Source organism: Salinigranum halophilum (genome assembly GCF_007004735.1).
In the GTDB taxonomy this organism is placed as follows: Archaea; Halobacteriota; Halobacteria; order Halobacteriales; family Haloferacaceae; genus Salinigranum; species Salinigranum halophilum.
Map to the genome: position 1 here is coordinate 703,166 of NZ_ML660182.1, position 13,358 is coordinate 716,523.

Annotated in this window: 18 protein-coding genes, 1 tRNA gene and 1 pseudogene; 8 read left to right on the forward strand and 12 right to left on the reverse strand. The window is 68.0% G+C overall.

Features of this window, described 5'->3' with window-relative positions; all coding sequences use genetic code 11:
- Positions 1-79: 79 nt before the first annotated feature.
- Positions 80-376 (forward strand): acylphosphatase, encoded by a 297-nt coding sequence (locus tag E6N53_RS03655; RefSeq protein ID WP_136602473.1) that lies wholly within the window; start codon positions 80-82, stop codon positions 374-376.
- Positions 377-403: 27 nt separating this feature from the next.
- Here the strand turns inward: E6N53_RS03655 and E6N53_RS03660 are convergent, their stop codons facing one another.
- The 3 genes from E6N53_RS03660 to E6N53_RS03670 form a co-directional block, all read right to left on the reverse strand.
- Positions 404-1,075 (reverse strand): DICT sensory domain-containing protein, encoded by a 672-nt coding sequence (locus tag E6N53_RS03660; protein WP_161596508.1) that lies wholly within the window; start codon positions 1,073-1,075, stop codon positions 404-406.
- A gap of 56 nt (positions 1,076-1,131) precedes the next feature.
- Positions 1,132-1,590: a DUF7960 family protein gene (locus E6N53_RS03665; RefSeq protein ID WP_142856960.1), complete on the reverse strand. Its 459-nt coding sequence runs from the start codon at positions 1,588-1,590 to the stop codon at positions 1,132-1,134.
- Between the two features lie 267 nt (positions 1,591-1,857).
- Complete coding sequence (locus E6N53_RS03670; protein WP_201741059.1) at positions 1,858-2,571, reverse strand: DUF429 domain-containing protein; 714 nt, start codon at positions 2,569-2,571, stop codon at positions 1,858-1,860.
- 110 nt (positions 2,572-2,681) lie between these two features.
- On the opposite strand from E6N53_RS03670, the gene E6N53_RS03675 reads away from it, so the two are divergent.
- Positions 2,682-3,479: a BtpA family protein gene (locus tag E6N53_RS03675; RefSeq protein ID WP_136589084.1), complete on the forward strand. Its 798-nt coding sequence runs from the start codon at positions 2,682-2,684 to the stop codon at positions 3,477-3,479.
- Between the two features lie 327 nt (positions 3,480-3,806).
- Here E6N53_RS03675 and E6N53_RS03680 read toward each other — a convergent pair.
- A pseudogene (locus tag E6N53_RS03680) lies at positions 3,807-4,928 on the reverse strand (NAD(P)/FAD-dependent oxidoreductase); the annotation flags it as partial.
- Between the two features lie 114 nt (positions 4,929-5,042).
- On the opposite strand from E6N53_RS03680, the gene E6N53_RS03685 reads away from it, so the two are divergent.
- Positions 5,043-5,483, forward strand: a complete 441-nt coding sequence (locus E6N53_RS03685) for a DUF5518 domain-containing protein (RefSeq protein WP_142856962.1) — start codon at positions 5,043-5,045, stop codon at positions 5,481-5,483.
- A 93-nt stretch (positions 5,484-5,576) separates the two neighbouring features.
- Here the strand turns inward: E6N53_RS03685 and mvaD are convergent, their stop codons facing one another.
- Together mvaD and E6N53_RS21405 are read right to left on the reverse strand one after the other, a co-directional pair.
- Complete coding sequence (mvaD, locus tag E6N53_RS03690) at positions 5,577-6,548, reverse strand: phosphomevalonate decarboxylase MvaD (protein WP_142857265.1); 972 nt, start codon at positions 6,546-6,548, stop codon at positions 5,577-5,579.
- Positions 6,549-6,653: 105 nt separating this feature from the next.
- Positions 6,654-6,788 carry a DUF7989 family protein gene (locus E6N53_RS21405; RefSeq protein ID WP_269090088.1) on the reverse strand — a complete coding sequence of 45 codons (135 nt, stop codon included), beginning with the start codon at positions 6,786-6,788 and terminating at the stop codon, positions 6,654-6,656.
- Between the two features lie 63 nt (positions 6,789-6,851).
- Between E6N53_RS21405 and E6N53_RS03695 the strand changes: the two genes are divergently transcribed.
- On the forward strand, positions 6,852-7,304 hold the full coding sequence (locus E6N53_RS03695) for an SRPBCC family protein (RefSeq protein WP_142856964.1): 453 nt from the start codon (positions 6,852-6,854) through the stop codon (positions 7,302-7,304).
- Positions 7,305-7,310: 6 nt separating this feature from the next.
- Here E6N53_RS03695 and E6N53_RS03700 read toward each other — a convergent pair whose 3' ends face one another.
- The 3 genes from E6N53_RS03700 to E6N53_RS20915 form a co-directional block, all read right to left on the reverse strand.
- Positions 7,311-7,895 (reverse strand): flavin reductase family protein, encoded by a 585-nt coding sequence (locus tag E6N53_RS03700; RefSeq protein ID WP_142856966.1) that lies wholly within the window; start codon positions 7,893-7,895, stop codon positions 7,311-7,313.
- 124 nt (positions 7,896-8,019) lie between these two features.
- Positions 8,020-8,466 (reverse strand): DoxX family protein, encoded by a 447-nt coding sequence (locus E6N53_RS03705; RefSeq protein ID WP_142856968.1) that lies wholly within the window; start codon positions 8,464-8,466, stop codon positions 8,020-8,022.
- Between the two features lie 158 nt (positions 8,467-8,624).
- Entirely contained in the window at positions 8,625-9,626 is a 1,002-nt protein-coding gene (locus E6N53_RS20915) for a hypothetical protein (RefSeq protein ID WP_201741061.1), read from the reverse strand.
- A 242-nt stretch (positions 9,627-9,868) separates the two neighbouring features.
- Between E6N53_RS20915 and E6N53_RS21215 the strand changes: the two genes are divergently transcribed.
- A complete protein-coding gene (locus E6N53_RS21215; RefSeq protein WP_236642299.1) occupies positions 9,869-10,522 on the forward strand; it encodes a winged helix-turn-helix domain-containing protein in 654 nt (217 codons plus the stop codon).
- 16 nt (positions 10,523-10,538) lie between these two features.
- Here the strand turns inward: E6N53_RS21215 and E6N53_RS20620 are convergent, their stop codons facing one another.
- Positions 10,539-10,688, reverse strand: coding sequence for a hypothetical protein (locus E6N53_RS20620; RefSeq protein ID WP_161596509.1), 150 nt, complete (start codon positions 10,686-10,688; stop codon positions 10,539-10,541).
- Between the two features lie 87 nt (positions 10,689-10,775).
- On the opposite strand from E6N53_RS20620, the gene E6N53_RS03720 reads away from it, so the two are divergent.
- Positions 10,776-11,339 carry a VOC family protein gene (locus tag E6N53_RS03720; RefSeq protein ID WP_142857267.1) on the forward strand — a complete coding sequence of 188 codons (564 nt, stop codon included), beginning with the start codon at positions 10,776-10,778 and terminating at the stop codon, positions 11,337-11,339.
- 114 nt (positions 11,340-11,453) lie between these two features.
- On the opposite strand, the gene E6N53_RS03725 is transcribed toward E6N53_RS03720, so the two are convergent.
- Positions 11,454-11,528: transfer RNA gene (locus E6N53_RS03725), tRNA-Arg, on the reverse strand.
- 329 nt (positions 11,529-11,857) lie between these two features.
- Between E6N53_RS03725 and E6N53_RS03730 the strand changes: the two genes are divergently transcribed.
- Both E6N53_RS03730 and E6N53_RS03735 read left to right on the forward strand, forming a co-directional pair.
- On the forward strand, positions 11,858-12,463 hold the full coding sequence (locus E6N53_RS03730; protein WP_136589090.1) for an RAD55 family ATPase: 606 nt from the start codon (positions 11,858-11,860) through the stop codon (positions 12,461-12,463).
- 71 nt (positions 12,464-12,534) lie between these two features.
- On the forward strand, positions 12,535-12,957 hold the full coding sequence (locus E6N53_RS03735) for a CoA-binding protein (protein ID WP_142856970.1): 423 nt from the start codon (positions 12,535-12,537) through the stop codon (positions 12,955-12,957).
- A 13-nt stretch (positions 12,958-12,970) separates the two neighbouring features.
- On the opposite strand, the gene E6N53_RS03740 is transcribed toward E6N53_RS03735, so the two are convergent.
- Positions 12,971-13,354, reverse strand: coding sequence for a DUF5798 family protein (locus E6N53_RS03740; protein ID WP_142856972.1), 384 nt, complete (start codon positions 13,352-13,354; stop codon positions 12,971-12,973).
- Between the last annotated feature and the right edge of the window lie 4 nt (positions 13,355-13,358).

The following is a 13,358-nucleotide window of genomic DNA, read 5'->3' on the forward strand; positions in this document are numbered from 1 at the left end:
GCGTGCGACCCCTCAGACCGCTCCCCTCGTGGCGACCGTGTGCACGTGATTTTTTACTCCTCGAGGACTCACGCACTCTATGAGTGAACACGACGGAGCCGAGCGTCGGGTCCACGCACACGTGTACGTCTCTGGGCGTGTCCAGGGCGTCGCCTACCGGGCCAACACTCGCGAGACCGTCCGCGAGTACGACATCGAAGGCTGGGTTCGGAACCTCGACGACGGCCGGGTCGAGGCCGTCTTCGAGGGGCCGCGCTCGGACGTCGAGGAGATGGTCGAGTGGTGCGAGACGGGAAGTCCGGCGGCGTCGGTCGAGAACGTCTCGGTCGACTACTCCGAGCCGAAGGGCGCGTCGGGCTTCCGCGTCCGCTGGTGAGCGGTCGAACGCGGCCGTGAGCGCGGCTCAGTAGGTCGTCTCGATGTACGTGTCGACCTCGTCGACCAGGGCCGCCGAGTAGGTCAGAAAGCCCGCGAACTGTCGTTCTCCGCGCTCTTCGGCGACGAGCGCGCACTTGTCCGCGTCGCGACCGTCGCCGTCGTAGACGACGAACCACGAGCGCTCTATCTCAGCCGCCGGGTCGAGGTGGACCGTCGCCTCGCCCATGTCCGGCGGCGAGCCCCCGGGGACGGCGTACGTGTGGACGTCGAGCGCCGTCGCCAACTGCGCGTAGACCGCCGCCTGTTCGGCGAGCGCACTGACGCGCTGGAACCCAGCGCGAAGCCGGCCGCGTCCAACCCGCCACGCTCGGTCTTCGATCTCTCGAGTCGTCGCGAACATCCCGGTCAGGTCGTAGGAGACGAACGTCGTCCGGTCGAGCGTCGACAGCGCGTTCGTCAGCGCCTCGGTCGTCTCCGCGAACGACGCGTCGTCGCCGAGCGGGACGACGCTGACGACGTCGTTCCCGTCTCGGACCAGCGCCGACGGCCGGTCGGCTCCGTCTTCGACGTCGACGCTGACGCCCTGGGGGCCGAAGGTCCGCCGTACGGCACTCACGACGTCGCGCGAGGGCGGCGAGACGAGGGTCACCCGTCGCTCGTGCCGCTCGACACGGTCGATGATGGCCCCGAGTGACATGAGGGCGGCTACGTCGATAGAGGTCATAAATGTTCGCTCGGAGCAGTCGAAAAAATCTACGCGTGGTCCGGCTGCCGGGCCTCGTGACCGTCGGTGACACCGAGTTCGTCGAGCGCGAAGACGACCACACGCGCCTGGACCGCCGCTTGCGGTTCGGCCTCGGGGTCGTCGAGGACCTCGCGACTCCGTTCCAGCGCGCTCGCTTCGAGCGCCGTCTGGTCGGGTTCGTCGCGCGTCGCGTTCAACAGCGCCTCGAAGTCCTCGCGCAGCGACATCGACGCGTGAGCGACGTTACACCGCGAGAGGGGGAGCATCCCCATGTCGAGGACGAGTTCTCGCACGAGCTCCCAGTCGCTCTCACAGAAGTGGATAGAGACCTCGCCGACGATGTCACGCCACGCGATGGGGCCGGAGTTCCGCATCAGCGTCACCGTCCGCGGCGGCAGGTCGAGCCGTGCGACGGTCTCGTCGGCACCGCAGAGACAGCACGGCTGCTCCGTCTGGCCAGTGTACATGCTCGCTCTGAGGAGTCGACGGATTAGTGACTTTCGCGAGAAGAGGGCGATGGTGGCAGGGTGTGTCGCCCCCGTACTTATTCGGGACTACGGTGGCGCGACGAAATGGCTGGTACTGAGACACACATGGCAGGGTGGGATGTCGTTCGCGCCAACTGATACTGAGGGTGTGCTATATAAAAGTCTTCTGTCCGATATGTATGTACTGTATATATCCTACATACTGTTATATCGGGCAGCGATATCCCGAAATCGTTGCTGAACCGTTCATTTCGAAGGGGCGCGAATCTCCATCGGAAGCCCCTCGATATCGCGCGGAACCTCGTCCTCGGGCACGTCCGGGACACGGCCCAGCGGCAGCGACGCCGCGAGCGCGAGGACGGCCGCGTCGAGGACGTCGTCGCGGCCGACCGTGTTCCGGAGGTACGCGTCGAGACACGTCTCGTACCACGCGTCGACGTCGGGCAGCCGCGGCCGCAGTCGCGCGAGACGCTCCGCACGCCCTGCTTCGGTCGACTTCGACTCCGAGACCGGACCGTCGCCGAGCGCGGCGAAGCAGAGTTCGGGGTGCGCCTCGGCCACCGTGTCTCTCGCCTCGGGTGACGCGCGGAGCGTCGCGTCGACCGCGCGGATCTTCGGGACGAGGTGCCACGCCTGGATGGAGAGGCCGTAGCCCGTGTGCTCGCGGTTCATCGCCGAGGCCGTCTCGTGGTCTGCCGCGTTCAACACGGCCCGACACGGCGCGAAGAACACCGTCGAGGCGCGCGACCCCAGTCGTTCACGGGCGGCCTCGTCACATCGGCGACGACCCGTCTCGGGCAGACCGATGGGCATGTCGACTAGAATCCGCGCGGCGTCCGGGTGCGAATCGAGGACGTCCTCGAACGCCGTGTGGTGGCCGTGAGTCAGTCCCTCGTCGGGGGCGTATCCGACCGCGAACCACCCGCCTGCACAGCCGTCGACGCCGACGTATCTGGACACGTCCGGAGGGGCGGCCCGCGGAGAAAAGAGGCTTCCTCTGCCCGTTCGCTCGCCGTTCGCTCGCCTTCGCAGACCGAACGGGCTTTGCTGCTCGCTCGAGACGCTCGGCTATGTTCCCCTTCGACCCGCCGCTGGTCGTCGGTATGGTCCACCTCCAGCCGCTGCCCGGTTCACCCGAGTACGACGCCGCCGGAGGTCGTGAGCGGATTGCCGCGCGTGCGGTGTCGGACGCCCGAGCGCTCGTCGCCGGCGGCTGTGACGCCGTCATGGTCGAGAACTTCGGGGACGTCCCGTTCTACCCCGACTCGGTCCCGCCGCACGTCGTCGCGTCGATGACGCACGTGGTGGGTCGCGTCCGGGAGGCCGTCGACTGCCCCGTCGGCGTGAACGTCCTCCGGAACGACGCGGAGGCCGCCCTCTCGGTGGCGAGTGCGACCGGCGCGTCGTTCGTACGCGTCAACGTGCACGCGGGCGCTCGCGTGACCGACCAGGGCCTCGTCGAGGGACGCGCCCACGAGACGGTTCGGCTCCGCTCGCGTCTCGACTGCGACGTCGCGTTCTTCGCCGACGTCGCGGTCAAACACTCGGCCCCCCTGGGCGAGCGTCGGTCGCTCGACGAGTCCGTCGACGACGTGGTGACGCGCGGCCTCGCGGACGCCGTCGTCGTCTCCGGGCGCGGGACGGGACACGCGGTCGACGACGAGCGACTCGCCCGCGCTGCGGCGGCGTGTGAACGCCACGGCACGCCGCTGTTCGTCGGCAGCGGTGTCACGGCCGACACGGTGGCCGCGTGCGTCGAACGCGCCGACGGCGTCATCGTCGGCACCGCGCTCAAGGTCGACGGCGAGACGACCAACCCGGTCGACGAAGCGCGGGTCCGCGCCGTCGTCGACGCCGCCCGCACGTAGACGGCGCAGCACACGTCGACGCCGTCGAGCGTCGCACCGGCCGCCGACCTACTCTTCGTCGGCCTCGTCTCCGGCCGTCGGTTCGTCGGGCTCGGCCCCCGCTCTGGCGGTGTCAGTCCCGTCGTCGGCCTCCGCCGCGGATTCGTCCTCGACGGGAATCTCTATCTCGACCGGCTCGACGGACTCGGTCTCGTCGCGAGCGACGTCGGTCCCGCCGCGGAGACCATCGACGACGTCCGCCGCGTCGGGCACCTCGCCGTCGACGGGAATCTGGAGTGCCTCCTCGACCTGTTCGAGGTGCTCGTCGTTCACCCGGCCGGCCGGCCCGAGTTCGGCTTCGACGAGTTGGGTCGCCTGCCGGAGCGCGCCCACGCTCGAGAGATGGCCCGCCCCAACGGTCGCCTTCATCGCTCGCGCGGCGCCGCCGCGGAGGACCGTCGGACCGACCTGCGCGACGGTCCCCTCGCCGACGGAGACGATCCAGCCGGGGACCGCGAAGCGGTACTGCTGGAGCCGCGGGCGGAACTCGTCGGGGTCCGCCTCGAACTCGTGACGGACGAGCGTCAGGAGGTTGTCGGCGACGACGCGCGCCTCGCGGAGGGCGGCCGAGGCGGACGCGGGGACGGCTTCGCCGTCGGCGTCGACCACGCGGGCCGCGTCGCCGACGACGAACGTCCGCGCGTCGAGTCGCAGGTCGCTCCGCACCCCCGGCCGGTCGCCACCGAGCGCTTCCGGGCCGCGGATGCCGCCCGTCCACACGAGCGTCGAGTACGGAATCGGCCCTCTGTCGGTCTCGACGGCGTCGGCGGTCGCCCGCTCGACGGTCGTTCCGGTCCGGACGTCGACGCCTCGGGCCTCGAGTTCGTCGCGAACGGCGCGCTGGAAGTTCTCGGGGAACGACGGCGCGACGGACTCGAACTGTTCGAGCAGGACGACGTCGACGTCTGCGGCCTCCTCGTCGGCCAGGGCCGCGAGTTCGCCGGCGACCTGCACGCCGGAGAGCCCCGCACCGCCGACGACGGCCGTACCGCCCTGTGCACACGTGTCGAGGAACGACTCGCGGACGGCGCGGGCGTCTTCGACCCGCTTGAGAGGGGTCGCGTGGGCTTCGAGTCCCGGGAGGTCGTAGAACGCGGTCTCAGCGCCGAGACAGACCGCGCAGTAGTCGTAGTCGAGGTCGCCGTCGGAGAGGTGAACGGTCCGGTTCTCCCTGTCGACGGACTCGACGCGGGCAGTCCGAACGTCGGCCCGCTCGAAGAGGTCTTCGAGCGGCACCTGGATGACGTCTTCGAGGTCCGGGTAGCGGACCAGGCGGTGGAGTTCGTGCTGGACCAGATGCGTGGGACGTTCGTCGACGACGACGAGTTCGACGTCTGCGGGGAGTCCGGCGTCGAGGCGACGCGCGACGGTCACGCCTGCGTAGCCTGCGCCGAGGACGGCGATGCGCATGTACCACTACAGGGACGCGAGGGCAAAGAGCGTTTCACGATGTGAGTGGGGTTCGACCACGTGTCGTGTCGACTCGCCGGCTGGATTTATTCGACTCGGCCGAGACGAACAGGCGTGACCCGAACTGGTTCCCTCCACGACCGACTGGGTGACAGGTGGACGTACGCCCTGTTGGGCGGCGTCCCGTCCATCCCGTTCACGACCCTCGCGTACTGGCAGTCCGGCTCCGAGATGTCGCTCTGGCCGGTGTTCTTCGGTGGCCTCCTCGCTGGGTATCTCGCACAGCGGCGGACGGGACAGTGCAGCGGCGTCGGCCTCCGCGCCGGACTGGTCGGGGGACTCGCTATCGGCTGGATACTCGCCGACGGCCTCGCCGCGGCGTCGGCGCTCTCGGGGCCGACGTGGTTCGTGGTGACCGCCCTCGTCATCACGGTGGTGGTTCTGGGCGTGCTCGGCATCGGGCTGGCCGCACTCGCTGGGGCGGTCGGCGGTCGAGTCGGCGGCTGGCTGGCCGGGCGGGTCGACGACCGACGACCGACGACGGCCGGTCGCTGACCGACACCGCTTCGGCGACCCGTCGCCCGTGGTCAGAACAACGACTGAGACTCCTCCAGCACGCGCGCCGGCCCTGCGACCCGTCGCCCGTGGTCAGAACAACGACCGAGACTCCTCCAGCACGCGCGCCGGGCCGCCCACCTCCCACACGTCGGTGTCGACACCACACTCTGACACCGCCGCTTCGACCTCATCGACGTACGCCTCGGTGGTGTTGACGTACACCGACGCGCCCGTGTCCGTCGAGAAGTAGACGGGGACGCCCTCGTCTCGAAGCTCGCGTACGGCGTTGAAGATGGCGATGGTACGCGGCTGCCAGTAGACCCACCCTGCCGGGCCGGTCATGGTCGTCGCCGCCAGCGAGAGCGAGTCGTGTTCGGCGAGTTCGAAGACGCGGTCGAAGTCTCCCTCCCGCAGCCCGTCGCGCATCTCGGCGATCTGGCCGTGGATGTGCGCCATCCGGGCCTGGAACATGTGCGAGTCGGCCGCCTCCTCGTGGGCCTGTTCGGTCTCCTTGTACGCGGGGACGAGCCCCGTGACGATGCGAAGCTCGGATTCGAGGTCACTCTCGATGCGCTCGGAGCGGCAGTCGTCGTCGTTGAGGCCCGTGTAGAGCTGGGAGAACGCGCCCGTGACGGCGCGGGCCGCAGAGGACGACCCGCGGCGGGCGACGGCCGAGACCTCGGGGCGCGTCATCTCCAGCCCGGCGGCCTCACACGCGGCCATCGCCAGCGCGGCGAAGCCGGACGAAGAGGAGCCGAAGCCGACGTTCGAGGGGAAGGAGTTCTCCGACTCGACGCGGGCCCGGTGGTCGAACGCGGCGAGGTCGCGGACGTGGTCGACGACGTGCTCGATGCGCTCTGCGCCCCGTCCGTCGACAGCCTCGCCGTCGATGCGGTAGACGTCCGCGTCCAGTTCGGGGTCGAACTCGACGGTGGTCCGCGTGTGCGACGGGGCGGTACAGACGCTGATGCTGTCGTGATACGGTAAGCGGAGGTCGGGGTCGCGCATCCCGTGGTACTTCACGAGCCCTTGGATTGGGTGGGCCTTCGCGGTGGCTTTCATCGTCATACACGAGGCCCCGCGTGACTCGGGGTTAAACGTCCCGAAACTGTCGGTCGGTGCGGCGGCTCGCCGAAGCGGAGGCGTCAGTCACAGAGAGAAGTCGGCTCAGTCGTCGGCGGGCGACGGCGTCTCACTCGCCTCGGTCGATTCTCGACCTCGCTGCCAGACGTTGGTGACGGAGTCTCCCTCCGGCGGTGTGTGGCTGATCTCCTTCATCCGTGGTGTGTCACTCGATGTCATTGAACGTGTGAGGAAGGGACGTGTATTAACCCTTTCCCGAGTGATGTATTAGGTGTACGTGTCATGCCTAGGAATATATATTCGCACGCGCTCGGCGTCGAGCGGCGAGACGGGACGCGACAGTTCGCGGTCTCGCGCGTCGTCGACGCCCCGGCGGAGCGTGTGTGGGACGTCCTTACGGATACGACGCGGTGGGACGAGTGGGGGCCGAGCGTCGCCGCCGTCGACTGTCCGACACGGTACGTCCACGAGGGAGTGACCGGACGGGTCCGCATCTCTCGTACGGGCCTCTGGGTCCCGTTCGAGATAGACTCGTACGTGGACGGCGGGGAGACGAAGCGGTGGACGTGGCGTGTCGCTCGTGTCCCGGCGACGGGCCACCGGGTCGACGCGCTCGGCGAGCAGTGCCGCGTGACGTTCGAGGTCCCGCTCGTCGCCGCCGGCTACGTCCCGGTGTGTCGGCGGGCGCTCGACCGTCTCGCGCGCCTCGTCGAGAGCCGCGGGCCGGACGTGTGAGTGCCGTCAGGGCGGGCGTTCGAGGTGGTATCGGTCCCGCGTCGAGGCGTAGTACCCGCCGGCGAGGCGGCCGACCGCGTCGAGTTTCGTCACGTCGAGTTTGTGCCCCTCGACGAGGAGGTCGTCGTCGACGTGGGCGTGGACGACCTCGCCGAACAGCAGCGTCGACCCGCCCATCTCCATCGACTCCGCCAGCGTGCACTCGAGGGCGACGTGGGCCTCCTCGACGCGGGGCGCGTCGACGGCGGTGGCTTCGACGGCTGTCACGCCCGCGCGCTCGAACTCGCTCTCGCCGGCGTCGAGCGACGCCGCCGTCTCGTTCATCGCCTCCACGAGGTCGCCCGTGACGACGTTGACGACGAAGGCTTCGCTCTCGAGCACGTTCTCGGGCGTGTCTTTCCGCTCGCGACCGACACCGACGGGTGCGACCATCAACACCGGCGGGTTGATGGCGGCGACGTTGAAGAAGCTGAAGGGCGCGAGGTTCTCCCCGCGCGACCCACGCGAGGAGACCCACGCGATGGGGCGGGGAACGACCGCCGCCGACAGCAGTCGGTACGGCGAACCGAACTCGTCGGGACGTCCCTCCATCAGTTCACCTCGCGCTCCGGAGAGTCGTCTGCTCGGTACTCGCTCGGCGTCGCATCGAACGGGTGGTCCGTCGGGGATGTCTCGGTCATGTGTGGTCGTATGGAAAGGGGGGTCAAAACAGTGCTTACAGGCCGACTCCGACGGCGAGCGGCCACGGGAGTTGGCTCACGACGAGAAAGCCGAGTGCGGTCCCGAGGAGCGCGACGTTCTTCAGGAACTGCGTCATCTCGGTCATCTGCTCCTCGTCGGGAGCGGCCCAGAAATCGTGCATCGTGGGTGTCGCGACGAGCAGGAAGAGCGCAATCGCACCGGCGGCGAGCACCGGGAACACGCCGAGGAGGATGCCCAGTCCGCCGAACAGGAGCAGCCCGCCGGAGAACGGCACGGCGAGGCCGGGGAGCGGCACCCCCTTCGCCCCGGCGTACCCGGACATCGTCTCGGCGTTCAGGAAGTGGTTCACGCCCGTGAAGGCCATGACCGCCCCGAACAGGACGCGCGCCAGGAGGAACACGACCGCCGCGCCGGTCGACCCGAACAGCGCGTCAGCCTGCAGGACGACGTCGGCGTTCATACACGAAACACCTCGAAGGTGGACGGAACGTACATTGCACCCGTCGCTACGCACCCACCCGATATATCAGTTCCCGGACATCAGTGTCACCGGGTAGCGTCCGACGTCACCGGGTGACACGGATGCCACCCGAGGGGCCGACCGGAGCTCCGTGCGGGCTACGAGTTGTCCTCGACGAGTTCGCGCGCGTCTTCGGCCTTCGTCTCCGCGATGTCCGCGAGGTCGGCCGCGAGCGGTCGGAGCGCGACACCCGCCTCGGTGAGGTCGTTGGCGAACGTCCGGAGGTCTGTCGCGAGCGCGTCGAACGCGTCGGCGGCAGCCTGGCCGTCTTCACGCGCTCGACGCTCGCGCTCGGCGCGGTCGAACCGCTCGGCGTCGTTGAGGTCGACGATGGCCGGTCTGAACCGGTCGAAGAAATCGGCGAGCGAGCCGAAGCCGTCGACCTCCGCGCCGAACTGGGCGACCTTGGCCTCGTAGTCGCCGGCGGGGATGGCGGGCACGACCGAGACACGCTCGGCGTCGGTCTCCGATTCGATGCTGTCGAACCCCGCCTCGGCGTCCTGTCGCTCGTCCCGTAGGTCGGCAGTCGCGCCTTCGACTTCCGTCTCCCGCTGACTCTCGACGGCGTCGCGCGCGCGCGCTGCTTCACCGTAGGCCGCGATGAGGCGAGGCTGCGTGTCGAGACAGAGTCTGAGGAAGCGACGGGCGGTCTCGACGGCCTCGAGGCGCGGTTCCTGCCGACTGCTCACCAGCCGTCGGGCGTCTTCGATGTCGTCGTCCGCGTCCGACAGGTCGGTGAGGACGGCCGTTCGTGAGAAGTTCTCGGTCGCCGCCGAGACGTCGACGAGCGAGTCGCCCGCGTTCCCCACGTAGGTCGAGACGGCCTGCGAGAGTTCGGAGATGGCCCGGTCGAGTGCCTGTGCGGCGCGCTCTTCGCGTTCGCTCAACTCCGGCGTCTCCGTCTCGGTCGCCGTGGGCGTCTCCGTCGGTTCCGCCGTCTCGGTCGGGGACGCCGTGGGCGTCTCCGTCGGTGACGGCGAGGACGTCGCCGTCGGCGTCCGGGTCGCGGTTCCGGTCGGCGTCGACGTGTCGGTGGAGGGCTGTTGGCCACACCCGGCGAGCAGTGCCGCCGCCGCGGCGAGAACGGAGCGTCGGTCCATACCGTCCCATCCTGTCGGGGCAGGAATAAGTATACCGCTGCATATCTCTCCCGTCTGTCGATTAGCCGCGTGTACGGACAGCCTCGACTGGCGGGCCCGTCGCCGACGTCCACCCAGAGCAGGGAGTACCCGACGCGTCACGCTTCAGTGCTCGCGTATTCGTCTCTGAATTTACGTGCACGGCGAACACAAAAATGATATACCGGCTTGTCAAGAACTGATGCACGGAGGGGACGTCAAGAATGACCGACACATGGGATGCCGCCGGATTCGTGGCCAGCTCTCGCTATCGTCTCGCCGTCTGTGAGTACCTCTCGGACGACGGACCGGGGCTCCCGTCGGAGATCTCCTCACACACCGACCTCGCACAGCCACACGTCTCTCGGGCACTCTCGGAACTCCGCGAACGAGAGGTCGTCGAGCTCCTCGTCCCCGAATCACAGCAGAAGGGCCGGCTCTACGACCTCACGGACGCGGGACGGGTCGCCCTCAACCGGCTAGCACACGGTCGCAACGCGGTCGACGTCGAGGTCGTCGGGCGTGACGACTTCCCGCACGACGACCTCGTCGAGTTCCTCGAGTCGGGGTACTCGTCGGTCGTACAGGCCGTCGCCGCGTACGACGGTGACGCCGCGAGTGTCCACTTCTTCGAGGACGAACCGGCCGACCACCAGGCGTCACCGGTCGTCCGGCTCTGGACGACGACCGGCCCGGACGGTGAGCTGACCTCGGGCGCGACGGGGAAACACGAGTTCACCGTCTACGGCCTCGAAAACGTCACCCTCGTCGACCTCGCGCTCGACGAGCACTCCCGTCTCGGCATCTCGCTCGACGACGACGCCGACGTGTCCGTGCGGAGTTTCGTCGACGCGATCGAAGGCTGCCTGCAGAACTGAGCGCCCTCCACGTACCTCACCACGTGACGCTACGTGACGCCACCGACGCACAGAACCTGATGGTGCCCGTCACGAAGACGATGACGAGTTCCGGCAGTCCCCGCACCCCGCCGGTCCGCGTCGCGACGGCGAACAGCCCGGTAACCCCGACGTCACCGGCTGACATCGACGTCGCCGAGAGTACATTACCACAGGGTCCGTACCGTACACCGTGTCAGAGCACGACGTCTCCACCGACCGACCCGACAGTCTCATGCACGCTGCCGGGTGGGACCACGTCACCCTCGTCGGGAGCAACGCCGAGGACACCATCGCCTTCTACCGCGACGTTCTCGGGCTTCGACTCGTGATTCGCCAGCCGAATCTCGACCGTGCCGAGGTCGAACACCTCTTCTTCGACGCTGGTGACGGTCGCCTCGTCACGTTCTTCGTCGACGAGTCGCGCGAGTCGGCCGAGCGTCAGGACCCGGGTGTCGGTGCCGTCCACCACCTCGCGTTCCGCATCGAAGCCGCCGACCTCCCCGAGATTCGCGACAGACTGCACGAGGCCGGCCACGGCGTGAGCGAGTACGACCGCGGCGCGTTCCACTCGCTGTACACGCACGACCACAACGGCCTCGTCATCGAACTCGCGGCCGACAAGTACGAGATTCCCGACGACAGGCGTGCCGAGATTCTCGCCCGTGCACACGCCGCTCGTGTCGACGACGGGGCCGACTACATCGGCTCCGAACACCTCGAAACCGCGCTCGCGGAACTGGGGCTTCCGGTGAAGCCGAACGCGCTTCCTGACGCGGCGACGGGCCGCGACTTCTGAAGCTTCGACTCGCGGGAGAACTACCGGTGCTGTAGGGTTTTGAATCCCGATCGATTCCCGATTCGACTCCTTCGCGGTCCAGTTTTCACTGCTCGTTATCGTTCGCAGGACAAGTGGGCGCTGCAGGATTTGAACCCGCGACAACTTGGTCCGAAGCCAAGCACTCTGTCCAAACTGAGCTAAGCGCCCGTACCCGAACGTAGCGAGATACGCCGTGTTAAACTTCGTGGTTTCACACACAGTGTGCGGGTCGTTGACTGGATTGACGGTCGGCCGACGAGATGAGCGACCACCCCCACGGGCCGCTCACCCGGTCACGGACCCACGCGGGCGACGCGCGACACCGTCCCGATGCACACCGGGAGAAATCCCGGCACGACGTGACGGTGACTAGTAAGGGAATCAAAAAGAATATTACCGGCACACTGTATCTTCTTACCACCTCATGACTCCCGGAGAGTCGACCCGTCACACGAGCGTCTCTCTACCCACGGGACTGACTGCCCGGGAGGTTCCCCATGTATGACCTCTCGCCTGCGCTCGACGCCACGGTCCAACCTGGAACGAACATCCTCCTGGCAGGGCCGCCGCTGACCGGCAAGCGTTCGCTCGGTTTCGACGTCGTCGCTGGCGGACTCGAGGCAGGCGAGGGTGCCGTCGTCGTCAGCACGAAGGACAGCGCCCAGCGCGTGCTGAACGAGTTCGAGTCCCGCTTCGAGATTGAGGGCAAGCCCCTCACCGTCATCGACTGCGTCACCCGCCAACAGGGCATCAGCGACGTCACGGAGAACGACCACGTCAAGTACGCCTCCTCGCCCGTCGACATGACCGGCATCGGCATCAAGTTTTCCGAGGTCTTAGAGGAGTACTACCAGACGCGCGAGATCAAACAGAACCGTGTCATGCTCCACTCGCTGTCGACGCTGTTGATGTACTCGGACCTCCAGACCGTGTTCCGGTTCCTCCATGTCTTCACTGGGCGGGTCCAGAGTATCGACGGTCTCGGGCTGTTCTCCATCGACTCGACGGCGCACGACGACCAGACGATGAACACGCTCAAACAGCTGTTCGACGGAATCGTCACCACGCACGAGGAGGGCGAACCGACGGTTCGCCTCCCGTGAACTGAGCCTCTCGGGACAGACCGCCGCCAGCCGGCCGGCCGTTTTTAACCACGGCTGCTCTCTGTCCGTCCATGCCAGTCACCAGCGACGACGGTCTGCGACGCCTCCTCGACCTGACGCCCATCGCCGTCATCGGCTGCTCGAGCACACCAAGCAAGGCCGCACACCGGATTCCGAAGTACCTCCAGCAGCACGGATACCGAATCGTCCCCGTGAACCCGACGACCGACGAGATTCTCGGCGAACCCACATACGACCGCCTCGCGGATATTCCCGTCGACGTCGAACTCGTCAACGTGTTCCGGCCGAGTCCGGAGGTGAGCGGCATCGTCGACCAGGTCCTCGAGCGAGCCGACGACCGCGGCGACGTCGACGCCGTCTGGCTCCAACTCGGTATCCGTGACGACGAGGCGGCCGCACGCGCCGAGGACGCCGGCGTCGACGTGGTACAGGACAAGTGTCTCAAGGTCGAACACGGCCGACTGCTCGGCTGAGTCGTCGACGCGTCTACTCGCGCGTCGCGCCGGCCGACGTCGAGTCGTCGGCGTCCTCGGCGTGTTCGTCCGTCCCCGCCGTGTCGCCTCCCGCGGCCGTGTCGTCGCTCCCCTCGGCAGCCGATGCCGTGTCGGCCGTCGCCGCGCTCTCGGCTTCGGAGATGTGCGCCTCCGCGACCAGTGCGTCGACGTCGATGCCCTCGTGTTCGGCGAGCGCCGCGAGGATGGCGCGCTGTTCGGCCACCTCGTTCTCGAGCCGGTCGACTCGCTCGTGGGTCTCCGTGACCGTCTCGCGCATCTCCGCGACCTGCGTGCGGAGTTCGTTGATCCGTTTGTACAGCTCTTCGCCCATCTCCGCGACTTTCTGGAGCTTCTTCGCGGTTCCGCCGATTCCCATACCC